This window comes from Betaproteobacteria bacterium (assembly GCA_016720065.1).
GTDB lineage: Bacteria > Pseudomonadota > Gammaproteobacteria > Burkholderiales > Rhodocyclaceae > SSSZ01.
The window spans coordinates 2,241,190-2,266,931 of record JADJXY010000002.1 but is presented as its reverse complement, the minus strand read 5'-3'; the positions used below and the strand labels follow the sequence as shown (position 1 = coordinate 2,266,931).

General features: G+C 66.3%; 26 protein-coding genes. 8 read left to right on the top strand and 18 right to left on the bottom strand.

Annotation, left to right across the window (positions count from 1 at the left end; translation table 11 throughout):
• Positions 1–21 precede the first annotated feature (21 nt).
• From phoB to IPM73_13720, 7 genes are all read right to left on the bottom strand, one after another.
• On the bottom strand, positions 22–708 hold the full coding sequence (gene phoB, locus IPM73_13750; protein ID MBK8919063.1) for a phosphate regulon transcriptional regulator PhoB: 687 nt from the start codon (positions 706–708) through the stop codon (positions 22–24).
• Positions 705–1,400, bottom strand: a complete 696-nt coding sequence (gene phoU / locus IPM73_13745; GenBank protein MBK8919062.1) for a phosphate signaling complex protein PhoU — start codon at positions 1,398–1,400, stop codon at positions 705–707. Before phoU ends, phoB begins: the two co-directional genes overlap by 4 nt.
• 173 nt (positions 1,401–1,573) lie before the next feature.
• Complete coding sequence (gene pstB / locus IPM73_13740; GenBank protein MBK8919061.1) at positions 1,574–2,356, bottom strand: phosphate ABC transporter ATP-binding protein; 783 nt, start codon at positions 2,354–2,356, stop codon at positions 1,574–1,576.
• A 17-nt stretch (positions 2,357–2,373) separates the two neighbouring features.
• Positions 2,374–3,306, bottom strand: coding sequence for a phosphate ABC transporter permease PstA (pstA, locus tag IPM73_13735; protein MBK8919060.1), 933 nt, complete (start codon positions 3,304–3,306; stop codon positions 2,374–2,376).
• A complete protein-coding gene (gene pstC, locus IPM73_13730) occupies positions 3,306–4,241 on the bottom strand; it encodes a phosphate ABC transporter permease subunit PstC (protein ID MBK8919059.1) in 936 nt (311 codons plus the stop codon). Before pstC ends, pstA begins: the two co-directional genes overlap by 1 nt.
• Positions 4,242–4,332: 91 nt before the next feature.
• Positions 4,333–5,334, bottom strand: coding sequence for a PstS family phosphate ABC transporter substrate-binding protein (locus IPM73_13725; GenBank protein MBK8919058.1), 1,002 nt, complete (start codon positions 5,332–5,334; stop codon positions 4,333–4,335).
• A gap of 160 nt (positions 5,335–5,494) precedes the next feature.
• Positions 5,495–5,989, bottom strand: coding sequence for a hypothetical protein (locus IPM73_13720; GenBank protein ID MBK8919057.1), 495 nt, complete (start codon positions 5,987–5,989; stop codon positions 5,495–5,497).
• Between the two features lie 191 nt (positions 5,990–6,180).
• Between IPM73_13720 and rpiA the strand changes: the two genes are divergently transcribed.
• Complete coding sequence (gene rpiA / locus IPM73_13715) at positions 6,181–6,849, top strand: ribose-5-phosphate isomerase RpiA (GenBank protein MBK8919056.1); 669 nt, start codon at positions 6,181–6,183, stop codon at positions 6,847–6,849.
• A gap of 207 nt (positions 6,850–7,056) precedes the next feature.
• Here rpiA and xerD read toward each other — a convergent pair whose 3' ends face one another.
• From xerD to IPM73_13700, 3 genes are read right to left on the bottom strand one after another with little or no spacing between them, the layout of a single operon-like run.
• Positions 7,057–7,977, bottom strand: a complete 921-nt coding sequence (gene xerD, locus IPM73_13710) for a site-specific tyrosine recombinase XerD (GenBank protein MBK8919055.1) — start codon at positions 7,975–7,977, stop codon at positions 7,057–7,059.
• Positions 7,952–8,434, bottom strand: a complete 483-nt coding sequence (locus tag IPM73_13705; protein MBK8919054.1) for a methylated-DNA--[protein]-cysteine S-methyltransferase — start codon at positions 8,432–8,434, stop codon at positions 7,952–7,954. The genes xerD and IPM73_13705 overlap by 26 nt, the downstream gene beginning before the upstream one ends.
• On the bottom strand, positions 8,431–9,687 hold the full coding sequence (locus tag IPM73_13700) for a glutamate-5-semialdehyde dehydrogenase (protein MBK8919053.1): 1,257 nt from the start codon (positions 9,685–9,687) through the stop codon (positions 8,431–8,433). Before IPM73_13700 ends, IPM73_13705 begins: the two co-directional genes overlap by 4 nt.
• A gap of 114 nt (positions 9,688–9,801) precedes the next feature.
• On the opposite strand from IPM73_13700, the gene IPM73_13695 reads away from it, so the two are divergent.
• A complete protein-coding gene (locus IPM73_13695; GenBank protein ID MBK8919052.1) occupies positions 9,802–10,044 on the top strand; it encodes a hypothetical protein in 243 nt (80 codons plus the stop codon).
• A gap of 16 nt (positions 10,045–10,060) precedes the next feature.
• On the opposite strand, the gene IPM73_13690 is transcribed toward IPM73_13695, so the two are convergent.
• The 6 genes from IPM73_13690 to IPM73_13665 form a co-directional block, all read right to left on the bottom strand.
• Positions 10,061–11,077: a DNA polymerase III subunit delta gene (locus IPM73_13690; protein MBK8919051.1), complete on the bottom strand. Its 1,017-nt coding sequence runs from the start codon at positions 11,075–11,077 to the stop codon at positions 10,061–10,063.
• A complete protein-coding gene (locus IPM73_13685) occupies positions 11,077–11,586 on the bottom strand; it encodes a hypothetical protein (GenBank protein MBK8919050.1) in 510 nt (169 codons plus the stop codon). The genes IPM73_13690 and IPM73_13685 overlap by 1 nt, the downstream gene beginning before the upstream one ends.
• Before the next feature lie 50 nt (positions 11,587–11,636).
• A complete protein-coding gene (locus IPM73_13680; protein MBK8919049.1) occupies positions 11,637–14,339 on the bottom strand; it encodes a leucine--tRNA ligase in 2,703 nt (900 codons plus the stop codon).
• 82 nt (positions 14,340–14,421) lie between these two features.
• Positions 14,422–15,195 (bottom strand): hypothetical protein, encoded by a 774-nt coding sequence (locus tag IPM73_13675; protein MBK8919048.1) that lies wholly within the window; start codon positions 15,193–15,195, stop codon positions 14,422–14,424.
• 64 nt (positions 15,196–15,259) lie between these two features.
• Entirely contained in the window at positions 15,260–16,144 is an 885-nt protein-coding gene (locus IPM73_13670; protein MBK8919047.1) for a hypothetical protein, read from the bottom strand.
• Entirely contained in the window at positions 16,141–16,698 is a 558-nt protein-coding gene (locus IPM73_13665; protein ID MBK8919046.1) for an RNA polymerase sigma factor, read from the bottom strand. The genes IPM73_13670 and IPM73_13665 overlap by 4 nt, the downstream gene beginning before the upstream one ends.
• An 89-nt stretch (positions 16,699–16,787) precedes the next feature.
• On the opposite strand from IPM73_13665, the gene IPM73_13660 reads away from it, so the two are divergent.
• Positions 16,788–17,660, top strand: coding sequence for a FecR domain-containing protein (locus IPM73_13660; GenBank protein MBK8919045.1), 873 nt, complete (start codon positions 16,788–16,790; stop codon positions 17,658–17,660).
• 3 nt (positions 17,661–17,663) lie between these two features.
• On the opposite strand, the gene IPM73_13655 is transcribed toward IPM73_13660, so the two are convergent.
• Positions 17,664–18,005: a hypothetical protein gene (locus tag IPM73_13655; GenBank protein MBK8919044.1), complete on the bottom strand. Its 342-nt coding sequence runs from the start codon at positions 18,003–18,005 to the stop codon at positions 17,664–17,666.
• A 251-nt stretch (positions 18,006–18,256) separates the two neighbouring features.
• Between IPM73_13655 and IPM73_13650 the strand changes: the two genes are divergently transcribed.
• The gene (locus IPM73_13650) at positions 18,257–20,404 is read left to right on the top strand and encodes a UvrD-helicase domain-containing protein (protein ID MBK8919043.1); all 2,148 of its coding nucleotides are present in this window, start codon (positions 18,257–18,259) and stop codon (positions 20,402–20,404) included.
• Between the two features lie 82 nt (positions 20,405–20,486).
• Entirely contained in the window at positions 20,487–21,371 is an 885-nt protein-coding gene (locus IPM73_13645) for a cache domain-containing protein (GenBank protein ID MBK8919042.1), read from the top strand.
• 37 nt (positions 21,372–21,408) lie between these two features.
• On the opposite strand, the gene IPM73_13640 is transcribed toward IPM73_13645, so the two are convergent.
• Complete coding sequence (locus IPM73_13640; GenBank protein MBK8919041.1) at positions 21,409–22,689, bottom strand: HD-GYP domain-containing protein; 1,281 nt, start codon at positions 22,687–22,689, stop codon at positions 21,409–21,411.
• Positions 22,690–22,802: 113 nt separating this feature from the next.
• On the opposite strand from IPM73_13640, the gene IPM73_13635 reads away from it, so the two are divergent.
• Genes IPM73_13635 through IPM73_13625 form a run of 3 tightly spaced genes read left to right on the top strand, consistent with a single transcriptional unit; the run spans position 22,803 to position 25,710 of the window.
• Positions 22,803–23,774: a quinone oxidoreductase gene (locus IPM73_13635; GenBank protein ID MBK8919040.1), complete on the top strand. Its 972-nt coding sequence runs from the start codon at positions 22,803–22,805 to the stop codon at positions 23,772–23,774.
• Entirely contained in the window at positions 23,771–25,090 is a 1,320-nt protein-coding gene (locus tag IPM73_13630) for a TAXI family TRAP transporter solute-binding subunit (GenBank protein ID MBK8919039.1), read from the top strand. The genes IPM73_13635 and IPM73_13630 overlap by 4 nt, the downstream gene beginning before the upstream one ends.
• Positions 25,087–25,710 carry a ParA family protein gene (locus IPM73_13625; GenBank protein ID MBK8919038.1) on the top strand — a complete coding sequence of 208 codons (624 nt, stop codon included), beginning with the start codon at positions 25,087–25,089 and terminating at the stop codon, positions 25,708–25,710. The genes IPM73_13630 and IPM73_13625 overlap by 4 nt, the downstream gene beginning before the upstream one ends.
• Positions 25,711–25,742: the final 32 nt, after the last annotated feature.

Below are 25,742 nucleotides of genomic sequence, written 5' to 3'. Positions count from 1 at the left end.
GGCATATCCCCCTGCAAGCGCTCAGTCGCCCCGGAACCGATAGCCGGTCCCGCGGACGGTTTCGACGCGATCGTGGTGCCCCGAGGGCTCCAGGGCAGCCCGCAAGCGGCGTATATGGACATCCACGGTGCGCTCTTCGATAAAAACGTGGTCACCCCAGACTTCGTCGAGCAACTGGGCCCGGGTGTAGACCCGCTCCGGATGGGTCATGAAGAAGAAGAGAAGACGGAATTCCGTGGGCCCCAGCTCGACCGGCTGGTCGGACGCCAACACGCGGTGGGTGGCGGGATTGAGGACGAGTCCCCGGACCTCGACCGCTTCGCCGGCCAGATGCGGCGACCGGCGGCGCAGAACGGCCCGCACCCGGGCCACCAGTTCCTTGGGCGAAAAGGGCTTGGTGACGTAATCGTCGGCTCCGGCTTCGAGACCCTGAATCTTGTCCTCTTCGTGCACCCGGGCCGTAAGCATGATGACGGGCAGTTCCCGGGTGCGTTCATCGCCACGCAACTTCTTGGCCAGCGCCACCCCGGATTGCCCGGGCAGCATCCAGTCCAGAATCACCAGGTCTGGCAGGGCGGCGCGGATGGCGGACTCGCCTTCCTCGGCGCTGTTGGCTCTCACCACGAGAAAGCCGGCGTGTTTGAGGTTGATGGCCACCAGTTCCTGGATGGCGGGCTCGTCCTCGATGACGAGGATGGTCGGATTCATGCGAGCGGCTCTTTCTTGGGCGAGTGACGGATGTCCTGCCCCTCCACGATGTAGATGACGTGCTCGCCGATGTTCTTGGCGTGGTCGCCGATGCGCTCGATGGCCCGGGCGATCCAGATGATGTCCATTGACGTCGTGATGGTGCGGGGATCTTCCATCATGTGGGTGATGAGCTGGCGCAGGATGGATTTGAACTCGACATCGACCTCGTTGTCGGCGCGGATCACTTCCGCGGCGGCGGCGGTATCCAGGCGGGCGAAGGCGTCCAGGGCATGGCGCATCATGTTGAGGGCCGCCTCGGCCACATGGCGCACCCCCACGCCGTACTGGCTGGGCATGTGGCCGCTCTCGTAGATGCGCCGCACGCCCTTGGCGATTTTCTTGGCTTCGTCGCCGGCCCGCTCCAGGTCGGTGACGATCTTGCTGATGCCAAAGACCAGACGCAGGTCGGAAGCCGCCGGCTGGCGCTTGGCGATGATATGGGCGCAATCGTCGTCAACCGCCTTTTCCAGCTCATTGACCTTGTGATCGGTCTCGACGATGGACTTGACGCTGGCGATCTCGCCGCTGGAGTAGGCTTCGATGGCGTCCGAGACCTGTGATTCGACCAGTCCGCCCATCTGCAGCACATGGCTGCGCAGGGCCGAAAGGTCTTCATCAAACTTGGTGGAGAGGTGCGAGCTTTCGTTCATGGTGTGTCTCCTCAGAACCTGTGAAATTTTCGGGCGCGCCCGAGCGGCGTGCCCAGGTGGGCACGATCAAGGCGCAAAGCACAGCCATAGCTCGGGCTATGGCGAGCATTTGCAACGCCGAGCGGGCGCAGCTGGGCATGACGAGCGGGAGTGAATGAAATTTTCACAGGGCCTCAGCCCATGCGGCCGGTGATGTAGTCTTCGGTACGTTTGTCCCTGGGCTTGATGAAGATGTCGTCGGTCTTGCCGAATTCGATCATCTCCCCCAGGAACATGTAGGCCGTGAAGTCCGAGACGCGGGCGGCCTGTTGCATGTTGTGGGTGACGATGAGGATGGTGACGCGCTTCTTGAGCTCATGCACCAGTTCCTCGATGGAAGCCGTGGCGATGGGATCGAGGGCCGACGTCGGTTCGTCGAAGAGCAGGAGTTCGGGATCGGTCGCCAGGGCACGCGCGATGCACAGGCGCTGCTGCTGGCCGCCGGAAAGATTGGAAGCCAGCTCGGTCAGGCGGTCCTTGACCTCATCCCACAGTGCCGCGCCGCGCAGGGCGTGCTCCACCTTGTCGTCCATGGCGCGCTTGTTGCGCTCACCCCGTACCCGCAGCCCGTAGGCGACGTTTTCGTAGATCGACTTGGGAAAGGGGTTCGGTTTCTGGAACACCATGCCGATGCGCATGCGCACCTCGATGGGATCAACGTCGTTGGCCAGGATGTTGGTGTTGTCCGGGAAAAAACGGATCTCGCCCTCGTAGCGATTGCCGGGATAGAGATCGTGCATGCGGTTGAAGCTGCGCAGGTAGGTCGACTTGCCACAACCGGAAGGGCCGATGAGGGCGGTCACCTTCTTGTCGTAGATGGGCATGTTGATCCCCTTCAGGGCCTGGGCTTCACCATAGTAGAAGTTGAGATTGCGGGCCTCGGCCTTGAGGGGGGGCGTTTCGGCATGGGTGTGCATGACGGATTCCTGGGTAATTACCACTTGATGTTCTTGCGCATCTTGTACCGCAGCCAGATCGCCAACCCGTTCATGGCCAGCACCATGGCCATGAGGACGAAACCGGCGGCGGCGGCGTTGACTTCGAAGGCGGGGTCGGGGCGGGACGTCCAGTTGAAGATCTGGATGGGCATCACCGTGAAGGGCGACATGATCCAGTCGAACAGCCCGGCGGTGGCGCCTTCGCCGGTCGCGGTGAAGGGTACCGGCGGCAGGAAGGCGATGAAGGTGAGGGCACCGATGGTGATGATGGGCGCCGTCTCGCCTATGGCCCGGGCCAGCCCGATGATGACGCCGGTAAGTATGCCGGGCATGGCGTAGGGAATGATGTGGTAGCGGCAGGTCTGCCAGCGCGTCGCGCCGACCGCCATCGACCCTTCGCGGATCATGGCCGGAATGGCCCGGATGGCCTCGCGGGTGGCGACGATGACGATGGGCAGGATGAGCAGGGCGAGCGTCAGGCCTGCCGACAGAATGCTCTGTCCAAAACCGAACTGGTACACGAAGATGCCCAGCGCTAGCAGGCCATAGACGATGGACGGCACGGCGGCGAGATTGGTGATGTTGATCTCGATGATTTCGGTGATCCAGTTGCGCTTGGCATACTCTTCCAGATAGACGCCGGCAGCGACACCCAGAGGAACGGCAGCCACCGCCGTCACCAGCATCACCAGGAGGGAGCCGACCCAGGCCGAGAGAATGCCGGCGGAACCGGCGCGGCGGGAAGCGAAATTGGTGAAGAAATCGAGACTGAAGCGTTCGGAGCCCCGCATCACCATGTCGCCGACCAGCAGAAAGATGACCAGCAGGCCGATGGCCAGGCAGAGGATGCCCACCGCCTGGAAAATGGCGTCCTTCAGCTTTCCCCGGGCGATGACGGCACGGATTTGTTCGTTGGTCAGGGCAGGCATCAGTAGCTCTCCCGGAATTTGCGGCGCATCCACTGCCCCAGGATGTTGAAGGCCAGGGTGATGAGGATAAGGGTGAGGCCGGCGGCAAAGATGGTCTGGTAACCGATGGAGCCGTGCGGCAGGTCGCCCAGGGCCACCTGGACGATGTAGGAGGTGATGGTGGCGGCGGGTTCCATGGGGTTCCAGGTCAGGTTGGGCTGCATGCCGGCGGCCACCGCCAGGATCATGGTTTCACCCACCGCGCGGGAGATGCCCAGGATGTACGAAGCTGCAAGGCCCGAGAAGGCCGCCGGCACGACGACGTGGAGGGCCGTGTAGAGACGCGTGGACCCCATGGCGTAGGCTCCCTCGCGCAGGCTCATGGGCACGGCACGCATGGCATCTTCCGACAGGGAGGCGACGTAGGGAACGATCATGATGCCCATCACCAGACCCGCCGACAGGAGCGAGAAGCCCGGCAACTCGGGAAAGATCTTCTGCAGCAGCGGCGTGACCATGAGCAGGGCGAAGTAACCGAACACGATGGTCGGAATGCCGCCCAGCAGTTCGAGAACGGGCTTCGAGATCTCGCGGACTTTCGGCTTGGCAAATTCCGAGAGATAGATGGCGATGACGGTGCCCATGGGGATGGCGACGATCAGGGCTACGGCAGAGGAAACCAGGGTTCCCGAGACCAGCACCATGATGCCGAAATGCGCATCGTCGAACAGCGGCGTCCACTGGGTATCGGTCAGAAAATCGACCATGCTCACCCGCTGGAAGAAATGGATCGATTCGGACACCAGGACATAGACGATGCCCACGGTGGTCAGCACCGATACCGCCGCAGCGGCGAAGAGCAGGGCCTCGATGACCCGTTCGCTCAGATTGCGCATGGCGTTCCTGGCCAGGCGATCGCTGACCACGGGCAAGTCAGAGGCGTTGTTTGCAGACATGGAGTGTGCAGTCACGGGAAAAACCCTATGTTAAAAGCCCGGCCCCCGGAGAGACCAGGCTTTTTTGCGAGACAGAGAAGCGTGCCCGGGATTACAGCTTGGCTTCGCGTCGCATCAGTTCTTCGATGGTGATGCCCACCTCGGGCTTGCCGCTGAAGACCGTGCCCTTCTTGAGATCCTTCACGTGCTTCAGGTTGCCGTCGTAGGCCGCCTTGGGCAGGGGCACGTACTTGACTTCGCGCACCAGCTTGTCGGAATTCTTCATGTAGAAGTCGATGAACTCGCGCACTTCCGGCTTGTCCAGGGACTTGACCTTGACATAGACGAAGATGGGGCGGGACAGCGGCTGGTAGCTGGCGTTCTCGACGTTGGCGCCGGACGGCTCGACCGCCTTGCCGGTCTTGGGATTGACGATGGGCAGACCCTTCAGGCGGGCCTGGTTTTCGGCGTAGTAGGCGTAACCGAAGTAACCGATGGCATTGACGTCGCGGGACACGCCCTGGACCAGCACGTTGTCGTCCTCGGAAGCGGTGTAGTCGCCGCGGGAGGACTTCGCCTTGCCGACGATGGCCTCGGTGAAGTATTCGAAAGTGCCGGAATCGGCACCGGCGCCAAAGAGCTTGATGGGCGCGTCGGGCCAGGCCGGATTGATCTGGTTCCACTTGGTGATGGTGCCCTGGGCAGCCGGTTCCCACATCTTCTTCAGTTCCTCGACGGTGGCCTGCTTGAGGAAGGTGTTCTTGGGGTTGATGACCACGGTCAGCGCGTCGTAGGCGACCGGCATCTCGATGTATTCGATACCAGCGGCCTTGCAGTCGGCCATTTCCTTCTCGGTGATCGGGCGGGAGGCGTTGGAGAGGTCGGTCTCGTCGCGGCAGAACTTCTTGAAGCCGCCGCCGGTGCCGGAAATGCCCACGGTGACCTTGATGGCGTTCTTCTTGGCCTTCTGGAATTCTTCGGCAACCGCTTCGGTGATGGGATACACGGTGGAGGAACCGTCGATCTTGACGACCTGGGCCTGGGCGGCAGTGGCGGCAAGGAAGCCGGCACCCACGAGGGCCAGGGCGGAAACGAGCTTGGATTGCTTGAACATGGGGCACTCCTGCGAGCGTGGTGAATGACGGATCGCAGGTTATTCCCGAAATGTTACAGTACGATGACGGACTGTAACATTAGTCATAGGCTCCCCTCCGGGGCCCAGCCCGGAGTGCTTCGGCCCCGGCGCCACGGCACCGGGAGCCGGAACCACGGCCCTACTTGCCGGACTTGGCCGGACGGCCGGTCTTGACCTTTTCCACACGGGCCACTGCCGCCAACAGCTCGGCGTCCTTGAGTCCGTCGAGCAGGGCGATGCCCGCCCGCAGCAACTCGCTCTTCTTGGCCGCTATCTTGAGCCCCAGAAGCCGCTTCTTGAGGCCGGCGATGCGCACGTATTCGCCTTCGGGCATGGTGAAGCTGTCCCGCACCATCTTGGCCTTGCGCGGCTTCTCGGCCCGAGCCTGACGCGGTGGCTCCGCCTTGGCGGCCTTGCCCGTCTTCTCGGCCTTGCGGGCCTTGGCCTCCTTATCTGCCTTGGGCGCCCCTTCACCCGGCGCGGACCTGACCGCTTCCTTGCGGGTGACCTTTCCCGCTGGCGCAACGATCTTGGCAGGCTTGGCCGCCGCGGACTTCGCGCTCCTTGTGGATTTTTCCGCTGCTGGTTTTGCGGCCACCACCGGCTTGCGAATCGTGGCGGCGGCGGCGGCCACGGCCGGCGGCGCAGAAACGGGTGCCGCGGCCGCAACGGTGCTGGCAGACGCCTGGTCGGACGAGGGCTTGGCGGAACTGGTCATGGCGTTCTCCTGTGTCGTTAAACGATATATACAGTTTATATCTTTCCCTGGGGCAGGAAAGTGAATTATTTGTGAAGGTAAAATGCCGGCTTCGCGCGGAGGAACCCATGACCCAGGATGAATTGAAACAGGCGGTCGGCCAGGCCGCAGCCGACTATGTTGCCGCCCATGCGCCGGCGGGCTCCGTGCTGGGCGTCGGCACCGGCTCGACTGCCAATTGCTTCATCGATGCCATCGCCCCGCTCAAGACACGCTTTCGGGGGGCCGTAGCAAGCTCGGAAGCCACCCGGCGGCGTCTCGAAACCCACGGCATCCCCATCCTCGACCTCAACCAGGTGGACGACATTCCTCTTTACGTGGATGGCGCCGACGAAATCGACCACGGCATGCACATGATCAAGGGCGGCGGCGGGGCGCTGACGCGGGAGAAGATCGTCGCCGCCGTGGCCCGCTGCTTCGTCTGCATCGCGGACGGCTCCAAGCTTGTGGACGTCATGGGGAAATTCCCCCTGCCGGTGGAAGTGATCCCCATGGCCCGCGCCCATGCCGCCCGGGAACTGGCCAAGCTGGGCGGCACGCCGGTGCTGCGGGAAGGCTTCGTCACCGACAACGGCAATGTCATTCTCGACGTACAGGGACTCGCCATCACCGATCCCGCGGGACTGGAAAAGGAAATCAACCAGATCACCGGTGTCGTCACCAATGGCCTCTTCGCGGTGCGGCCCGCCAACGTGCTGCTGCTGGGAACCCCCGCGGGCGTCAGGCGCTTCGGATAAGGGACCGCCTTCAACCGGGGGTCTGGCACGCTTCACCGCTGCCGGCGAGACCGGACGGCTCAGCGTCTGTGAAGTTTTCGGGCGTGCCCGAGGGATGCATGCCGCCACGCCCGATACCCTCGCCCTCGCCGCTTCTCCCCCCTTGGGTGCGAGAGGGATGAAACAGAGGCGCTTTGCGTCTATCACGCCACACATCGTGCGGAAGGATCAGCCCCGCGGGTGGTGTGCCGCGTGGAGTGCCTTGAGACGTTCGCGCGCCACGTGGGTATAAATCTGGGTGGTCGAAATGTCGGCGTGGCCGAGGAGCAACTGGACGACCCTCAGGTCGGCACCGTGGTTGAGCAGATGGGTGGCGAAGGCGTGGCGCAGGACGTGGGGGGAGAGTCTGGCCGGGTCGATGTCCGCCCGGATGGCGTAGCGCTTGATGAGGTTCCAGAACATCTGCCGGCTCATGGGGCCGCCGCGGCCGGTGACGAAGAGGGCTTCGCTGCGGCGGAGTCCCAGGATTTCCGGCCGGGCTTCGGCGAGGTAGCGGCGCAGCCAGTCGATGGCGACCTCTCCGAGGGGCACCAGTCTCTCCTTGTCTCCTTTGCCGATCACCCGCGCCACGCCCTCGTTGAATCCGACCTGGGCGAGGGCCATGCCGGTCAGTTCCGACACCCGTAGCCCGCTGGCGTAGAGCACTTCGAGCATGGCGCGATCGCGCAAACCCAGGGGGGTGCCCGGATCGGGTGCCGCCAGGAGCGCCTCGACCTGCTTTTCCGAGAGCACCTTGGGCAGGCGGGCGGGCCGAACCGGGTGGGCGAGCTTGAGGGTGGGGTCGGCAAAGAGGCGCCCCCGGGCCCGCTGCCAGCGGTAGAAACGCCGCAGGGTCGAGAGGTGGCGGGCCTGGGAACTGGCCCGCTTTTCCCGGGCGAGCCTTGCGATGTAGGCGATCAGTGCCGCTTCGCTGGCATCGAGGAGCCGGCCGTGGCCCTCGCCGCGCAGCCAGACGGCAAGGTGGGCGAGGTCGGAGCGATAGCTGGCCAGGGTGGCCCGGGCCAGACCGTCCTCCAGCCAGAGGGCGTCGCAGAAACCGTCGATGTCGGCGAGGTCTTCCGGTTCAACCGCCGGGGAGGCAGCCTTCATGGGTCAGGAGCCAGCGCTTCACGTCGAGGAGAAAGCCGCCCCCGTGGCGGGCGAAACCGCCCAGGCTGGCGGCGGCACCGATCACGCGGTGGCAGGGTACGACCAGGGGGAAGGGATTGGCGCCGCAGGCCTGGCCCACGGCCCGGGGGGCGTTGTTGAGGCTCCTGGCGACTTCGCCGTAGGTTCGCGTCCGCCCGCAGGGGATGGCGGCGATCTGCTCCCACACCCGGCGCTGGAAAGTGGTGCCGGATGGGCGCAGGGGCAAGCCAAAGACGAAGCCGGGGGCGACCAGATAAGCCTTCAACTGGCGTACCGCTTCGGCGGCCAGAGGGCTGATCGGGGCCACTTCCGGGCACGGTTCGAGGAAGTGGATTTCGAAGATCTCCTCCTCGTCACACTGGACGCCCAGCGAGAAGCCGGGGGCGGAAAGCACCGCCCCGAATTCCTCACCCCTCACTGCCTCACATGCCCGTCGCCCAGCACCACCCACTTCTGGCTGGTGAGGCCCTCCAGGCCCACCGGGCCGCGGGCGTGGATCTTGTCGGTGGAAATGCCGATCTCGGCCCCCAGGCCGTATTCGAAGCCGTCGGCGAAACGGGTCGAGGCGTTGACCATGACCGAGGAGGAATCCACCTCCCGCAGGAAGCGCAGGGCCTTGGGGTAGTTGTCGGTGACGATGGCATCGGTGTGATGGGACGAGTACCGGTTGATATGGGCGATGGCCTCGTCGATGCCGGCCACTACCTTCACCGAGATGATGGGCGCCAGATATTCGGTGTAGTAGTCCTCTTCCGTCGCCGGCTGAGCTTCCTTGACCAGGGCGCGGGTCTCCGCACAGCCGCGGATCTCGACGCCCTTGGCAGTGAGCATGTGGGCGATGGGCGGCAGCAGCATGGCGGCGACGGACCGGTCCACCAGCAGCGATTCGGCGGTGTTGCAGGTGCCGTAGCGCTGGGTCTTGGCGTTCTCGACGATCTTCAGGGCCTTGTTGGGGTCGGCTTCCTCGTCCAGGTAGACGTGGCAGTTGCCGTCCAGGTGCTGGATCATGGGCACCCGGGATTCGGCCAGCAGGCGGGCGATGAGGCCCTTGCCGCCACGCGGCACGATGACGTCGACGAATTCGCGCATCGTGATCAGTTCGCCGACGGCGGCGCGATCGGTGGTGTCGATGACCTGCACGCAGTCCGCTGGCAGGCCGGCGGCGGTAAGGCCTTCCTGGACCAGGGCGGCGATGGCCCGGTTGGAGCGGATGGCCTCCGAACCGCCGCGCAGGATGGCGGCGTTGCCGGACTTCAGGCAGAGGGCAGCGGCATCCGCCGTCACGTTGGGGCGGGCCTCGTAGATGATGCCGATGACGCCGAGCGGCACCCGCATCCTGCCTACCTGGATGCCGGACGGCCGGTACTTGATGTCGCTCATCTCGCCGATGGGGTCGGGCAGCTTGGCCACCTGTTCGACGCCTTCGGCCATGGCTTCGACGCCCTTCTCGGAGAGGGTCAGGCGGTCGATCATGGCGCTTTCCAGCCCGGCGGCGCGGGCGGCAGCCAGGTCTTCGGCGTTGGCGGCGACAAGGGCGGCCTTCTCGCGGCGGATGGCGGCGGCGATGGCGGCCAGGGCGGCATTCTTCTCCGCCGTGCTGGCCATGGCCATGCGGCGGGAGGCGGCGCGGGCCTGCCGGCCCACGGTGTGCATGTATTCCTTGATATCCATGAAATCAATCCATCCAGAAACAGGGAATGATTATAGCGACCCAATTGGAGGGAACTTCTCTATCCGGGTAAACTCTTATCCGCAACGATAATAGGGTGATGCTGCGAGGGTGACATGGCGGAAAAGCTGATCCTGCCTGCTGAAATCAAGGTTTGTGCGACGTGCAGCTACTGGGACGGCGAGCGTCAGGTGGATACAGACATGAAAGTGGTCGTCATCGACCACGATTGTGTGGGCGAGTGCCTCGTCCAGGAAAAATCCAAACCGGGCCTGCACGACGTGCGCAAGGAATGCGCATGTCTGTGGGAAGACCTGGAGCCTGACCCCGCCAGCGTGACGCAGGACAAGGCGGCTTAGGCGTATTCGGGGGGCCTCAGCCCCGAGTGCCGGAAGCCGCCAGGGTGAGGCCCAGGCGCTGGAATTCCTCCCATACATTGCCCTGGCCGATGCCCTTGGCCAGGCGGTCGATGCGCGCGGCATGGGCGATGGCCGAGTCGAGTGTCCCGCGGCCCAGCCGCTGTAGCGCCCGCTTGACGGGCCCCTGGCGTGGCCCCCAGACGCGGGCTTCCTTGAGCAGGGCTTCCAGGGGCCGGCCTCGGTCCAGGCCGGCGCGCAGGGTGGCCAGGGTGCGGATTTCCTCGGTCATGGCCCACAGCACCAGGGGCGGTGCTTCCCCCTCGTGGCAGAGGCCGTCCAGGGTGCGCACCAGACGTGCCACATCCCCCAGCAGCAGGGCTTCGCGCAGGCCATCCAGGTCGTAACGGGCGACGTTCAGTACCGCTTCGCGCACCTGTCCCAGGCTCAGGGCGCCGGCCGGGTACAGCAAGGCAAGTTTCTGGATTTCCTGGTGGGCCGCCAGCAGATTGCCCTCCACGCGATCGGCAATGAAGCGCAGGGCCTCGGTATCGGCTTGCTGTTTCTGACGCCGCAGGCGCCCGGCGATCCACCCGGGCAGTTCGCCCAGGGGCGGAGGCATGAGCTTCACCGTCACCCCGGCTTCGGCGAGGGCCGTGAACCACGCGGCCTTCTCTTCCTTCCAGTCGAGTTCAGGCAGGGTGACCAGGAGCAGGGTGTCGGGAGAGAGGTGGCTGCACCAGGTCTGGAGGGCCGCACTGCCGTCGCGCCCTGGCTTGCCGGAGGGAATGCGCAGGTCGATGAGCTTGCGGTCGCCGAAAAGCGAAAGGTTGCCTCCCGCGGCCAGAAGCTGGCCCCAGTCGAAGCCGGGCAGGGCGGTCAGGACCTCGCGTTCGCTGTAGCCCTGCTGGCGGGCCTTGGCACGGAGCGCGTCGGCAGCCTCCAGAACCAGGAGCGGTTCTTCGCCATACAGCACGTAGAGGGCACGCAAGGGGCCTTCCAGGTGGGAGGCGAACTGGTCTCCCCGGAGTTGCATCAGTCGTCTTCCACACCGCTGCCCGGCTTGGCGATGGCCAGTTGGCGGAGGATCTGACTGGCCAGGTCGTTGCTCATGTCACGCCACAGCACGGCCTCTTCCTGGTCCTTGGCGAGCACCGCCGAGGCGTCGAAGGTCAAGTCGCGGGTAAGCACGATTTCGCTGGGCGGCACCAGAACCTTGCCCTTGGGATCGATGACGCGATAGGCGAACTTGGCCTCGAGCCGATATTCCCGCACCGCGCCCTTGGCGTTCAGGCTGAGGATCGATTTGTTCCTTTGATCCAGCAGCTGCTGGAATATGGCTTCGGCGTCCCGCGCGTTGGCCACCAGTTGGGTGCTGCCGGAAGCTTTGATGTAGCGCCCCAGCCACAGGCCGATTTCAGAATTCTCGGGCAGGGCGATGTACATCGACTTGTAAGGCAGGGTGGCACTGGTCGAACCCCGCAACTGGAAGCCGCAAGCCGCAACCAGGACGGCGGCGAGGAAGGCGAGAAATAGACGCTTCATGGCAGGCGGGTCTCCAGGGGGCGGGGGCACGAAAAGGCAGAGCGTACGGGTCAGACGACGATATTCACCAGGCGGCCCGGCACCACCACCACCTTCTTGGCCGGCTTGCCTTCCATGAACTTGACCGCCCCTTCGGAAGCCAGGGCGGCGGCTTCTATGCCGGCCTTGTCGGCATCGGCGGCGACGCGGATGGCGCCGCGATGCTTGCCATTCACCTGCACGACCAGTTCGATTTCACTCTGCACCAGGGCGGCCGGGTCGGCCTTGGGGAAGGGCTGTACGCCGGCATCCTGGCCGGGCTTCAGCTCGGCATAGAGGGCCTGACCGATATGGGGCACGATGGGGAAGAGCGCCAGAACGGCGCTCTCCAGCAACTCCTGGGCCAGGGCGCGGCCGGCGGCGCCGGCGAGGTCGGTCTTGTCGTAGGCGTTGAGCAGTTCCATGACGGCGGCGATGGCCGTGTTGAACTGCTTGCGCCGGCCGTAGTCGTCGGCCACCTTGCCCAGGGTCTGGTGCAGCTTGCGGCGCAGGTCGGCCTGGGGTTTGGAAAGGTCTGCGTTCCCGGTGCACGCGGGCACCAGGCCAGCGCCGACGTGCTCGAAAACTGTCTTCCACAGGCGGCGCAGAAAGCGGTAGGCCCCCTCGACGCCGGCATCGGACCATTCCAGCGACTGATCCGGCGGCGAGGCGAACATGATGAACAGGCGGGCCGTGTCGGCGCCGTACTGGTCGATCAGGGCCTGGGGGTCGACGCCGTTGTTCTTCGACTTCGACATCTTCTCGGTGCCGCCGATGACCACCGGCTGGCCGTCGGTGCGCAAAGATGCGCCGGTGGGGCGACCGCGCTCGTCGGTGACGACGTCCACGTCGGCCGGGTTGATCCACTGTTTCTTGCCACCGTCGAGTTCGCGGTAGAAGGTGGGGGCCACCACCATGCCTTGCGTCAGCAGGTTGGCGAAGGGCTCGCCGAGGTCGCCGATGAGGCCGACATCACGCATCAGCTTGGTGAAGAAGCGTGCGTAGAGGAGGTGCAGGATGGCGTGCTCGATGCCGCCGATGTACTGGTCGATGCCACCCTTGCACCAATAGGCGACGCGCTCGTCCACCATGGCCGTGGCGTTGTCCGGGCAGGCATAGCGCAGGAAATACCAGGACGACTCGACGAAGGTGTCCATGGTGTCGGTTTCGCGCTTGGCCTTGCCGCCGCACTTCGGGCAGTTGGTCTCGTAGAACTCCGGCATGCGGGCGAGGGGACTGCCGGCGCCGGTGATCTCGACGTTTTCCGGCAGCACTACGGGCAGCTGGTCGTCGGGGACCGGCACGTCGCCGCAGCGCGGGCAGTGGATGATGGGGATGGGACAGCCCCAGTAGCGCTGACGGGAGATGCCCCAGTCGCGCAGGCGGAACTGCACCTTCTTTTCGCCGAGGCTCTCGCCGTTTACAACTTTCGCGGCCAGGTCGGCGGCAATGGCGTCCACCGCAGCGTCATAGGCCAGGCCATCGTATTTGCCGGAATTGACGCAGACACCCCTGGCTTTGTCGCCATACCATTCCTGCCAGCCGTCCAGGCTGAATTGCTGGCCGGCGGCGGCGATGACCTGCTTGATGGCCAGGCCATACTTCTTGGCAAAGGCGAAGTCCCGCTCGTCGTGGGCCGGTACGGCCATGACGGCGCCTTCGCCGTAGCCCATGAGCACGTAGTTGCCGACCCAGACTTCGACCTTCTCGCCGGTGAGCGGATGCTCGACGAAGATGCCGGTGGGCATGCCCTTCTTTTCCATGGTCGCCAGGTCGGCCTCGGCGACGCCGCCCTGCTTGCATTCCTCGATGAAGGCGGCCAGCGCAGGGTTGTCCCGGGCGGCGCGGGTGGCGAGGGGGTGCTCGGCCGCCACGGCGCAGAAGGTGACGCCCATGATGGTGTCGGCACGGGTGGTGAAGACCCAGAGCTTGTCGGGTCGTTCTTCCCCACCCTCACCCCCGGCCCCTCTCCCTGAGGGCGAGGGGAGATTGGTGCCGGCTTCGCCGGGATAAACGATAGGGAAGGCGAACCTGACGCCCACGCTCTTGCCAATCCAGTTCTTCTGCATCAGGCGCACCTGCTCGGGCCACCCCGGCAGGTTATCCAGCTCGGCGAGCAATTCTTCGGCGTAGGCGGTGATCTTCATGTAATACATGGGGATCTCGCGCTTCTCGACCAGGGCGCCGGAACGCCAGCCGCGGCCGTCGATGACTTGCTCGTTGGCCAGCACGGTGTGATCCACCGGGTCCCAGTTCACCGTGCCCAATTTCTTGTACACCAGGCCCTTTTCGTAGAGACGGGTGAACAGCCACTGCTCCCAGCGATAGTACTGGGGCGTGCAGGTGGCCAGCTCGCGTTCCCAGTCGATGGCGAAGCCCAGGGACTGGAGCTGCTTCCTCATGTAGTCGATGTTGGAATAGGTCCAGCCGGCGGGTGGAACGTTGTTGGCGAGGGCGGCGTTTTCGGCGGGCATGCCGAAGGCGTCCCAACCCATGGGCTGCAGCACGTTGTAGCCCAGCATGGTGTGGAAGCGGGAGAGCACGTCGCCGATGGTGTAGTTGCGCACGTGGCCCATGTGCAGTTTCCCCGACGGGTAGGGGAACATGGAAAGGCAGTAGTACTTGGGCTTGGCGTGTTGCCCGCTGAGGTCTTCGACGGCGCGGGCGGCGGCGGTCTTGACCCAGTGTTCCTGGACGGCGCGCTCGATGGCTGCCGGTTGGTATTTGTCCTGCATGGCCGGGGGCGAAAAAGTCTGTGGAAAAACCGCAGATTATACGTGGTTCGGGAGCGCTTTCCGGCCCCGGCCGGGGCGGGCTTCAGCCTTTGGGGTCCGGCACGAAGCCGCCCGGGAAGGGGTTGGGGCGCCCGTGCATGGGGGTGCCCGGAATGATGCCGCGGGCCATCAGATTGGCGCGGCTGTCGTAGTAGATGGCGATCACCTCACTCGGCTGCTCGCTGGCCCGGCCGAATTCGGTGAATTCACTGCGGGCCGCGATGCGCTCGCCGTGGCCGGTGCCCAAACGGCTTTCGGCCGCCGGGGCCTGGGCGGCCTTGGCTTCGCCGCGGACAGCGCCGGTGGCGGCCGCGGAGTCGGCGGCCTCGGCTTTCTCCCGGGAAGCCAGGGGGGCGGGCAGGAGGACGGGTTTGGGAGGCTCCATTTCCCGGAAGACGGCAACGCCGATGACGCCCACGTTGCGGGGGCGGTCGCTGCGGCTGGCGTAGCTGTCGGCCACCGAAGTGAAATAGAAGGCGGCGACTTCGTCCTGGCTCTTGCGCCAGCCGGCGATTTCGGCACTCTGGCCGGGCGTGAGGACGTAGCCGGTCTGGCGGACGGCGGCGGTCTCGCCGCTCACGGCATTGACGCCATCCACCGACAGGACTGTCAGGACGCGGCCGCCGGACTTGTTGCCGAGATTGATGGCGTAGCGGTTGCCCGGTGTGCCGGCCACGTAGAGGCGGCCCTGGTGGCGCCAGGTTTCCAGGGTCTGGCCGGTGCTGCGGTCGATGACCTGGACGTCCACCAGGGAGCCGGCGTGGGCAGGGGCGATGAGGCTGGTGGCGAGGGCCAGCGCGGTGAGGAGGGATTTCACGGTGTTCTCCGATCAGGTTGAGGTGATCGGGTAAACGCCGGTTCTCGCGCAGTCGGGTTAAAGCTCAGCGCAAATCGTCGGGCAGGGGGTAATCCGGGAAGGCGGTGCGGAATTCCCGCAGGCGGCGTTCGGCTTCCTGGGTGGCGCCCTGGCGACGCAGGGTGCGGATTTCCTCGATCCAGTCCGCCGGGCTGGGGGCCGCCTTCTCGCGCTTGGGTAGGGCCCGGTCGGCGGCTACCGGCGCGGGCGCGGGCGCGGCGCCGGCGGCGGGCGTCGGGGCCGCGAGGGCCTTGCGTTCCTCGCGCAATTCGCCGACGGTGCTTTCCGTCGAGCGGGCGGCGGCGGGAGCCGGGAGCGCCTGATCGCGGGCGGGAGCGGCAGGGGCTGGCGCCGGGCTGTTCGGAACAGCGGCGACCGGGGCGGAAGTTGCCGCGGAGGGAGCAGTTGGGGAAGCAGCCGGGGAGTGAGCTGCTGGAGGACCAGCCGGGGCGTGAGCCGCCGGGGGAGAAGCGGCAGGGGACGAATCGGAATGGTCCGCGGTGATTGGCCGTGGTTCCGGGCGGGCGGGCTGCCGTGGCAGGGCTTTGGCTGCCGATGCAGGGACGCCCGCTGGCCCGGGCTGGGGCCCGGTGGCCTGGTCTTTGGCTGCGGGAACGCCCCCTGCAGCGGGAGTTTCCCCGGCGGGGGGTGCGGCCGTGGCCGGGACGCCGGCTTCTTCAGGCGGGTGGCGCTCCATGCTCAGGCTGAGCATGAGCGCAAGCATGACCGTGGCCGCCACGCTTACCGGTATCTGGAGACGGCGCCACCACGCTTGCCGCTGCGGCTGCAGCGCCTGGCGCGACGCGGCAAGGATGGTGGCGTCCAGGGCGGGCGGCGGCTCCGCGGTCTGCGACTGGCGATACAGGCGGGCGAGTTCGGCGTCCCGGGGACTGTTGTCGGGGGGGCTCATAGCAGATCCTCCAGGGCGATGCGCAGCCGGGCGACGGCATAGCGTAGCCGACTCTTGGCGGTTTCCCGCCCCACCTGGGTGGCGGCGGCGATCTCCTCCAGGCTGAGTTCGCCCTCCTCGGCCAGCAGGAAGGCCTCGCGCTGGGGCTCGGGCAGTTCCTCCAGGGCGCTGGACAGGCGTCGTGCCAGGCTGTGGCGTTCCGCCTGGCGGGCCGGGTTGCTGTCTTCCCGGGCCGGCAGCGCATCCGGATCGGCGTCTGCGTCGTATCTGGAAGCGACCCCGCGGGCGTGCTGGCGGTAGTGGTCGAGGAGACGGTTATGGGCGATGCGGAACAGCCAGGTCGAAAATTTTGCCAGGGGCTCGTAGCCCGTACGGGCCGCGATGACGCGCGCCCAGACGTCCTGGTAGAGGTCTTCGGCCAGCCGGGCGTCGCCGCATTGATGGACGAGGTGACGGTAGAGGCGACTACGGTGGCGCCGGTACAAGGTTTCGAAGGCGGCGGCGTCGCCGGCGCGATACGCAAGCATCAGACCTTCGTCGCTGGGTTCATCCATGGCGGCGAGTGTAGGCCTCCAGGTGCCAATGGCAAGGGGGCTGTTATCATCCGGGGTCATCCATGGCAATCCAATATCGGGAGCGTGACATGAGGCAATGGACAAAGAAACTCGCTGCGCTGGCCTTGTGGGGTCTCGCGCTGCCGCTGCTGGCGGCCCCCCATGCGGTGGTCGATGGGGTGCAGGCGCCGGCCTGGGTCGAGCGGGGCGGGGCGCGTCTCGCCCTGGCGCCGGGGATGGCTCTGGAGAGCCGGGATCGCCTGGTGACCGGCTTCGGGGGGCGAGCCCTGGTGCAGATGGCCGATGGCAGCGCCGTGCGGGTGGGAGAGAACGGCCAGGTCGGCCTCAATGCCCTGGGTCGCAAGGAAAATGGCGTGTTTACCGCGGCCCTCGAAGTGGCCAAGGGGGCCTTCCGTCTGACCACCGACATCTTTCGGCGTAGCAGTGACCGGCGCGCGATCAATGTTCAGATCGGCACCGTGACCGCCGGCATTCGCGGTACCGACATCTGGGGCCGCAGTGACGATCAGCGCGACTTCGTATGTCTGCTCGAAGGGCGCATCACGGCGTCTCATCCCGGCGGGGCGCCGGTGCAACTCGACCAGCCGCTCCAGTTCTACGGCGCGGACAAGGGCAAGGGGCCGGACCCGGTGGCTTCGGTCGATGCCGCCCAGGTGGAAAAATGGGCCCGGGAAACCGAACTCGAAGCCGGGTCTGGCCTGCAGAAGCGGGGTGGCCGCTGGGGCGTACGCCTGGGAACCTATGTGGATCAGGCCGCGGCCCTCGCCGTCTATGATCGGGCGACCGCGGCGGGCTACGGGGTGCGCATCGTTCCCCGCCAGAACGGCAAGACCTACGAACTGCGCCTGGGGCAGATTCCCGGCCAGGAGGAGGCGGAAAAGCTCGCCTCACGCCTGGCGCAGGAGCTGGCCCTTCCGGCGGCCAGGCCCTATCGGCGCTGAGCCTCAGGCGGCCTTTTTGGCGCCGCGCAGATTGCCCCAGGTGTCCTGCCAGTAGCGGTAGGCATTCTGGGCAGCCATCAGGGTGAGGAGCGACATGCGGGTCTGATGGCGGAACATCCAGGAGAGGCGGGGGGCCGATTCCAGGGTGTAGGCGGGGCTGCGGCCGGCTTCGTCCTCGACCAGGGCGAGGAAGCGTTCGACGGCCAGGCCCCAGTACTCGGGGCCCTGGGCCTTGCCGCACAGGTATTCGGCTTCGCCGGCGCCGCGGCGCCAGAGCTTGAGGGCGAGTTCCTCGCTGATCCCGGCGCGCTTGGCGATCCAGGGCAGGATTTTCGGTGCTTTCATTGTGTTACTCCTTTCGCTACTGTGGCGGTAGCCACTTTCTCTGATGACGGCCAGCCTTTTGGGCTCTCTTTTGTTTTGTGCATTGCAGCATTTATTTATGTCGAAGTCTACCGCCGCTTTGTGACTGTTTGTAGCGTATGAATTCACGGTTGACATTGCGTTGCACAATGGGTAGTGGCCTGTCGTCGTCTATGCCTTTCGTTATAGGCGCTGGCAAGTTTATACCTGCCGCCGGCGCCGGAAATTGATTCATGTCCGATCTTCTCGCTCATCTCAATGCCCCTCAACTTCAGGCCGTGACCCTGCCGCCGGTCCATGCCCTCATCCTGGCCGGCGCCGGCAGCGGCAAGACGCGGGTGCTCACGACCCGCATCGCCTGGCTGATCTCCACCGGCCAGGTCAGTCCCCACGGTGTGCTGGCGGTCACCTTCACCAATAAGGCCGCCAAGGAAATGACCGCCCGCCTGTCGGCCCTCGTGCCCATCAATCCGCGGGGCCTGTGGATCGGCACCTTTCACGGGCTGTGCAACCGCCTGTTGCGGGCCCACCATCGCGAGGCCGGGTTGCCTCAGACCTTTCAGATCCTCGATTCCGCCGACCAGTTGGCGGCGGTCAAGCGGCTCCTCAAGGCCCTCAACGTCGATGACGAGAAATATCCGCCTCGGGAGCTCTGCCATTTCATCAATGGCCACAAGGAACAAGGCATCCGGGCCGCCCAGGCCGAAGCCTACGACGCCTGGACCCGGCGCCGGGTCGAGCTTTACGCTGAATACGAAGCCCAGTGCAATCGCGAGGGGGTGGTCGATTTTGCCGAACTCCTGCTGCGCTGCCACGAGTTGCTTGCCCGCAACGAACCCCTGCGCCGCCACTACCAGGAACGCTTTCGCCACATCCTGGTGGATGAATTCCAGGACACCAATCGACTCCAGTACGCCTGGCTCAAGCTTCTGGCCGCTGGCGGGGCCTGCCTCTTCGCGGTGGGGGATGACGACCAGTCGATCTATGCCTTCCGGGGCGCGGAGGTGGCCAATATGCGCGAATTCGAGCGCGAGTATTGCAAGACCAGCGCCGGTAGCAACGTCATCCGCCTGGAGCAGAACTACCGTTCCCAGGGCAACATCCTGGCGGCGGCCAACGCCATCATCAAGCACAACCGCGAGCGCCTGGGCAAGAACCTGTGGACCGACGCCGGCGCCGGCGAACCCATCCGGGCCTTCGAGGCCTGGTCGGACCTGGACGAGGCCCGCTTCGTGGTCGAGGAAGTGCGCGAACTGCTGCGGGAAGGCCGGCCCGCCGGGCAGATGGCGCTGCTCTATCGCTCCAACGCCCAGTCCCGGGTGCTGGAGCACGAACTGTTTAGCCGCGGCGTCCCCTACCGCGTCTATGGCGGCCTGCGCTTCTTCGAGCGCCAGGAGGTCAAGCACGCCCTGGCCTACCTGCGCCTCATCGCCAATCCGGACGACGACACGGCCTTCCTGCGGGTGGTGAATTTCCCCGCCCGCGGCATCGGCGCCCGCAGCCTGGAAAATCTCCAGGCCGCTGCCCACCAGTGCCACTCCCCGCTGTACAACGCCGCGGCTTCCCTCTCCGGCAAGGCCGGTCAGACCGTGGGCGCCTTCGTCGCGCTGGTGGAGGCTCTGCGGCGGGAAACCGAGGGTCTCCCGCTGCCGGAGATGGTCGAGCATGTCATCGAGAAGAGCGGTCTCGCCGAGCACTACCGGCGGGAAAAGGAAGGCCAGGAGCGCCTGGAAAACCTGGACGAACTGATCAACGCCGCCGCCGGCTTCGTGGACGACGAAGGCGCGGTGGGCGAAGGCGGCGCCCTGGTGTCCTTCCTCACCCATGCCTCCCTGGAAGCGGGCGAGCACCAGGCGGGCGAAGGCCAGGAGGCGGTGCAACTCATGTCGGTCCACGCCGCCAAGGGCCTCGAATTCGACGTGGTCTTCCTCACCGGCCTGGAACAGGGGCTCTTCCCCCACGAAAATGCCATCGCCGAAGGCCGTGACGGCCTGGAGGAAGAGCGGCGACTGATGTACGTGGCGGTGACCCGGGCGCGCCAGCGCCTCTACCTCTCCTGCGCCCAGACCCGGCTCCTGCACGGTCAGACGCGCTACTGCGTCCCATCGGGCTTTCTCGAGGAAATTCCGGCCGAACTCCTGCAGCGGCTCAATCGCGCGCCGGCGGCAACGGCGGTCCCGGTGGCGCCGGTCTATGGTGCGGCAGCGCCCGCGCTGGCCGGAGGATTGCGCATCGGTCAGAGCGTCGAGCACCCCAAGTTCGGCGTCGGTGTCATCGTCAATAGCGAGGGGCGGGGTGCCGATGCCCGGGTGCACATCAACTTCGGCGCCGTCGGCCTCAAGTGGCTGGCCCTGGAGTATGCACGGCTGACTCCCCTCTGAGCCCGTCCGGTCGGGCCGGGGCGCCGGTCATGGGTAGAATGGCGCCTTTTCGGCAGTGCGGCCGGTGAAGGAGGGCATGGGTATGGTGGGGCGGCAGATTCTTCGGGCAGCAATCTTCGCGGTAATGGCGATAGGCCTCTACCCGGCCCAGGCGCAGCAGGAGGGCGCCCAGGGCACAGCGGGCATCCGCGAAATGCCCACCACCGACGCCCAGCGCGCCCGGGCGCTGCTGGCGCGGGCCGTCGGCCATTTTCGTCAGCACGGCGACGAAGCCTTCGCCGCCTTCAACCATCCGGGCGACTTCGTCGACGCGGAACTTTATGTCTACGTGGTCGGCACCGACGGTACCTTCCTGGCCAGCGGCGGTTCCTCGGCGGCCCTCATCGGGCGCAAGGTGACCAATATGCGCGACGCCTTCGGCACGCCCTTCTTCTACGACATGCTGGAAAAAGCCAAGGCCGCCGATACCGGCAGCGTCGAGTACCGCTGGCTCAACCGTCTGCACCAGAAGCCGGAACGCAAGATCACCTTCTTCCACAAGGTCGGCACCCGCATCCTGGCGGTGGGCTACTACATTCCCCGGGCTTCGCCGGAGCAGGCCAATGCCCTGCTCGACCGCGCCGTGGCGGCGGTCAAGGCCGATCCCGGCAAGGCCATTGCGGCCTTCAACGATCTGAACGGCGGGTACATCGAGGACGATCTCTACGTCTTCGTCGTGGACCTCAGGGATGGACGCTTCAAGGCCCATGGCGTGTCGCCGCGCCTGATCGACAGCGACGGACTGGCCCTCACCGACCCCGGTGGCAAGCCCATCATCCGCCAGATGATCGAGGCCCTGAAGGACAGTGATCGGGGCGAACTGGACTACGCCTGGCGCAATCCCGTCACCCGCAAGGTGGAGGACAAGCACACGCGCTTCCGCAAGGTCGGCGACCTGCTGGTGGCGGTGGGGTACTACACGCGCTGAAGTCCTTGCCTCGGGGGGCCGGCAGCCTCGGCCGCCATCATCCGCCAAGGTTGCCGAAACGCCTGCGCAACAGGCCACGCAAGGGGCGATTGCCATCGGCAAGCAGCAGGGCGTCGATGTGGGTGGCCAGTCGTTCGGCGATGGCGGCCTCGTCTGCCTGTGCAACAACGGGCTGGACCTGCCGCGCGATGGGGGCGAAAGCCGCCACCAGGGCGGGGTCGAAGTGGCTGCCGGCGTCGTGCTCCAGGGTGGCCAGGGCGGCGTCGCAACTCCAGGGCGTCTTGTAGGGCCGTTGGGAAGTGAGGGCGTCGAAGACGTCTACGACCGCGAAGATGCGGGCCGTGAGGGGAATCGCCTCGCCGGCCAGGCCCCGCGGGTAGCCGCTGCCGTCGAACCACTCGTGATGGTTCTGGATCACCTCCCGGGCGGCCCTCAGCCAGGCCGAGGAGGCGATGATATCCACGCCCAGGCTGACGTGGCTCCGCATGATCGACCGCTCCTCATCCGTCAGGGCGGCGGGTTTCAGGAGGATGGTGTCGGGAATGCCGATCTTGCCCACGTCGTGCAGAAAGGCGCCCAGCATGAGGGCGCGCAGGGCTTCGCCGTGCAGGCCCATCGCTTCGGCCAGGAGACAGCCGTAGAGGGTGACGCGGTAATTGTGGGCATTGGTGTCCGAATCCCGCTTGGCGATGGCGGCGCCGAGGACCGCCGCCATTTCCAGATTGCCGCGCAGGACTTCGCGGGAGGCGCGGAAGAGGTTGCGGTTGAGGGCGACGATCAACGGATAGAGCACCACCGTGGTCGCCAGCACGGCTGTCAGGACGGCGAGAAGGGTACGCCACAGATCGCCCCGCAGGCCGGCCAGGGTGGCGGGTTCCACCCGGTAGAGTCCCTCGAAGTGTCCCGTGGGCTGGCGGTCCGTTGCGGAGAGCGGCAGAGCCACGCGCACCAGCGTTGCGCCGTTGCGGTGAATCGTGCGGTAGCGGGGCCGGTCGCTGCGGGGAGTGTCGGCGTCCATGAGGGTGGCGGCGACGCCCTCGAAGCCGGGTTGGAATGACCGGGCGAGGGGAGTGCCGCCGGGAGCCAGGATTTCGACGGCAACGAAGCCCTCGTGCAGGAAATCTTCGGCATGCCGGGCTAGATCCGTGGTGCCACCCCTCTCGGCGCCATGGCGGGTCACCGCAGCGGCGGCCAGGGCGACCACCGCCTGGTCGATCTTGCGCATCTCCAGCCAGTAGGTAAGGCCGCCCGCGATGAGGGAAAGCCCAAGCCAGACCAGGAGGACCCGGGGCAGGATCAGTCGGTGCAGGGACATCATGAGCCCATGATACCGGGTGGATTCGAGAGCGGGGCCAGTGATACTCTCCCGCCTTCGGGACGCGCCCGCGCTGCCCTTTCCGCCCTGTCGCATTCACTGTCCGAGGAATCGAAATGCCCCACGCCATTCGCATCCATGCCGCCGGCGGTCCCGAGAATCTCGTCTGGGAGGCCGTCGACGTGGTGCCACCGGCGCCCGGGGAAGCCCGGGTGCGTCACGTGGCCGTGGGCCTCAACTTCATCGACGTCTACCATCGTACCGGCCTCTACCCCCTGCCCCTGCCCAGCGGTATCGGCCTGGAAGGCGCCGGAGTGGTCGAGGCGGTGGGCGAGGGCGTCAGCGAAGTGGCGGTCGGCGACCGGGTGGCCTACGCCGGGGGGCCGGTGGGGGCCTACGCCCAGGTGCGCAACCTCCCGGCCCATCGCCTGCTGGTCCTGCCCTCCGGCATCGCCTTCGAGACGGCGGCGGCGATGATGCTGCAGGGCCTGACCGCGGCCTATCTGCTGCGCCGCACCTACGCCGTGCGGGCCGGCGACGCCGTCCTCATCCACGCCGCTGCGGGGGGCGTTGGCCTCATCGCCTGCCAGTGGGCCAAGGCCCTCGGCGCGACCGTCATCGGCACCGTGGGCTCCGCGGCCAAGGCCGCCCTGGCGAGCGCCCACGGCTGCGACCACGTCATCAACTACAGCGAGGAGAATTTCACCGCCCGGGTGCGCGAAATCACGGGGGGCGAGGGCGTCGCCGTCGTCTATGACGGGGTGGGCAAGGACACCTTCACGGGTTCTCTCGACTGTCTGCGCCCCCTGGGGACGATGGTGAGCTACGGCAACGCCTCGGGCCCCGTGCCGCCCCTCGACCTCCTGCTCCTGTCGCAAAAGGGCTCGCTCTTCGTGACCCGGCCGACCCTCATGCACTACACCGCCCGGCGCGCGGACCTGGAGGCCCTGGGCAGCGAGCTCTTTGCCCAGGTGGCGGCCGGTCTGCGCATCGAAGTCCAGCAGACCTATGCCCTGGCTGACGCAGCCCAGGCCCATCGTGATCTGGAAGCCCGCCGCACCACGGGTTCCAGCATTCTCGTTCCATGATGGCCCGCATCAAGGCAGGTATCCTCTCCCTGCGTGATCTCTTCGCCACCGCCTGGTGGATCATCCTCATCGTCGGTATCGGATTCGTCGTCGCCTATCAGTTCGTCCAGCCGGCGCCGCCCAGCCGCATCGTCATCAGCACCGGGGGCGAAGCGGGGGCCTACTACCAGTTTGCCAAACGCTACGCCGCCATCCTGGCCCGGGACGGCATCACCCTGGAGGTGCTGACTTCGGCCGGTTCGCTGCAGAATCTGGAGCGCCTGAAGGCCGGTGAGGCCGACGTGGCCTTCGTGCAGGGCGGCGTGGTGACGCCGCCGGAGGATGGGCAGGAGGATTCGAGCCTCCTGTCCCTGGGCAGCATGTTTTACGAACCGGTGTGGGTCTTCTACCGGGGGGCGGCGGCCCTCACCCGCCTGACGGACCTTCAGGGCAAGCGCATCGCCATCGGCCAGGAAGGCTCCGGCGTGCGTCAACTGGCGCAGCAACTCCTGGAAGCCAACGAGATCAGGCCCGGCGAGCATCTGGTGCCCCTGTCCGGCCTCAAGGCGGCGGAAGAGCTTCAGCAGGGACGCATCGACGCCGCCTTCATCATCGCCGCCGAGAATGCCCCCGTCGTCCAGGTGCTCCTGCGTTCTCCCGGGGTGCGGGTGATGAGCTTCTCCCAATCCAGCGCCTACCAGCGCCGCTTTCCCTTCCTCACCCGCCTGACCTTCCCCAAGGGCGTCGCCGACCTGGTGCGGGATTTTCCGCCGGAAGACATCCGTGTCCTGGCGCCGACCTCCAATCTCGCCGTGCGTGACGACCTTCACCCTGCCCTTCAGAGCCTGCTCCTCCAGGCGGCCAGCGAGGTGCATGGCAAGGCCGGCTTCTTCCAGGACGCAGGCGAATTCCCCGCCTACAAGGACCCCATGTTGCCGCTCTCGCCCGAGGCGGCCCGCTATTACAAATCCGGCCCGCCCTTCCTGCAGCGCTACCTGCCTTTCTGGCTCGCCGTGCTGGCCGATCGGCTCATCGTCATGCTGGTGCCCATCATCGCCCTGCTCATTCCCCTGCTCAAAGTGGCGCCGGCGATCTACTCCTGGCGCATCCGTTCCAAGATTTTCCGCTGCTACGGCGAACTGAAATTCCTGGAGGACGACCTGAAGGAGCATTTCGACGCCGACCGACTGCCGGAATACCGTACGCGCCTCGACGCCCTGGACGAGGAGGCCAGCCGGCTGCGGGTGCCGCTGGCCTTCACCGACCTGGTCTATACCCTGCGGGGGCATGTGAACCTGGTGCGCAAGACCCTGGACAAGCTGGGGCCGGCGCGGTGAAGCTCTTCCTGGTGGCCAATCCCAAGGGAGGCTCGGGCAAGAGCACCCTGGCCACCAGCTTGGCCGGCTACTTCGCCGCACGCGGTCAGCGCGTCATGCTGGGCGACATCGACCGCCAGCAGTCTTCCCGCGAGTGGCTTGCCCTGCGCCCGGCGGCGGTGCCCGCCATCAGTACCTGGGAAATCGGCCCCGACGCCATCGCGCGGCCCCCCAAGGGGGTCACCCACGCCGTCCTCGACACCCCGGCGGGCCTGCGGGGCAAGACCCTGGAGAAAGTGCTCAAGCTGTCGTCGCGGGTCATCGTGCCGGTGCAGCCCTCCTTCTTCGACATGCAGGCCAGCCGCCGCTTTCTCACCGAGCTCCTGGCCGAAAAGGCGGTGCGCAAGGGGCGGGCCGACGTTGCGGTGGTGGGCATGCGGGTCGACGCCCGCACCCGGGCTGCGGGGGATCTGGAGCGCTTCTTCGCCACCCTGGAAGTCCCGGTGCTGACCTGCCTGAGAGATACCCAGCTCTACGTCCAGGCCGCCGCTGCCGGCCTCACCCTCTTCGACCTTCCCCCCTCGCGCAGCGAGCGCGACCTGGAGCAGTGGCAAGCGATCCTGGAGTGGGTCGAGGCCTGAACCGCCGCCCGGTGAGCCGGTCCAATCGCTGA

Coding starts and splice junctions, on each gene's coding strand:
- phoB (MBK8919063.1), bottom strand. CDS start 708: ATGAATCCGACCATCCTCGTCATCGAGGACGAGCCCGCCATCCAGGAA.
- IPM73_13690 (MBK8919051.1), bottom strand. CDS start 11,077: ATGCAACTCCGGGGAGACCAGTTCGCCTCCCACCTGGAAGGCCCCTTG.
- IPM73_13670 (MBK8919047.1), bottom strand. CDS start 16,144: ATGAGCCCCCCCGACAACAGTCCCCGGGACGCCGAACTCGCCCGCCTG.
- pstA (MBK8919060.1), bottom strand. CDS start 3,306: ATGCCTGCCCTGACCAACGAACAAATCCGTGCCGTCATCGCCCGGGGA.
- IPM73_13725 (MBK8919058.1), bottom strand. CDS start 5,334: ATGTTCAAGCAATCCAAGCTCGTTTCCGCCCTGGCCCTCGTGGGTGCC.
- IPM73_13695 (MBK8919052.1), top strand. CDS start 9,802: ATGGCGGAAAAGCTGATCCTGCCTGCTGAAATCAAGGTTTGTGCGACG.
- IPM73_13630 (MBK8919039.1), top strand. CDS start 23,771: ATGATGGCCCGCATCAAGGCAGGTATCCTCTCCCTGCGTGATCTCTTC.
- IPM73_13700 (MBK8919053.1), bottom strand. CDS start 9,687: ATGGATATCAAGGAATACATGCACACCGTGGGCCGGCAGGCCCGCGCC.
- IPM73_13650 (MBK8919043.1), top strand. CDS start 18,257: ATGTCCGATCTTCTCGCTCATCTCAATGCCCCTCAACTTCAGGCCGTG.
- IPM73_13665 (MBK8919046.1), bottom strand. CDS start 16,698: ATGGATGAACCCAGCGACGAAGGTCTGATGCTTGCGTATCGCGCCGGC.
- IPM73_13645 (MBK8919042.1), top strand. CDS start 20,487: ATGGTGGGGCGGCAGATTCTTCGGGCAGCAATCTTCGCGGTAATGGCG.
- IPM73_13680 (MBK8919049.1), bottom strand. CDS start 14,339: ATGCAGGACAAATACCAACCGGCAGCCATCGAGCGCGCCGTCCAGGAA.
- pstB (MBK8919061.1), bottom strand. CDS start 2,356: ATGCACACCCATGCCGAAACGCCCCCCCTCAAGGCCGAGGCCCGCAAT.
- IPM73_13660 (MBK8919045.1), top strand. CDS start 16,788: ATGAGGCAATGGACAAAGAAACTCGCTGCGCTGGCCTTGTGGGGTCTC.
- IPM73_13635 (MBK8919040.1), top strand. CDS start 22,803: ATGCCCCACGCCATTCGCATCCATGCCGCCGGCGGTCCCGAGAATCTC.
- IPM73_13685 (MBK8919050.1), bottom strand. CDS start 11,586: ATGAAGCGTCTATTTCTCGCCTTCCTCGCCGCCGTCCTGGTTGCGGCT.
- pstC (MBK8919059.1), bottom strand. CDS start 4,241: ATGTCTGCAAACAACGCCTCTGACTTGCCCGTGGTCAGCGATCGCCTG.
- IPM73_13640 (MBK8919041.1), bottom strand. CDS start 22,689: ATGATGTCCCTGCACCGACTGATCCTGCCCCGGGTCCTCCTGGTCTGG.
- xerD (MBK8919055.1), bottom strand. CDS start 7,977: ATGAAGGCTGCCTCCCCGGCGGTTGAACCGGAAGACCTCGCCGACATC.
- phoU (MBK8919062.1), bottom strand. CDS start 1,400: ATGAACGAAAGCTCGCACCTCTCCACCAAGTTTGATGAAGACCTTTCG.
- IPM73_13655 (MBK8919044.1), bottom strand. CDS start 18,005: ATGAAAGCACCGAAAATCCTGCCCTGGATCGCCAAGCGCGCCGGGATC.
- rpiA (MBK8919056.1), top strand. CDS start 6,181: ATGACCCAGGATGAATTGAAACAGGCGGTCGGCCAGGCCGCAGCCGAC.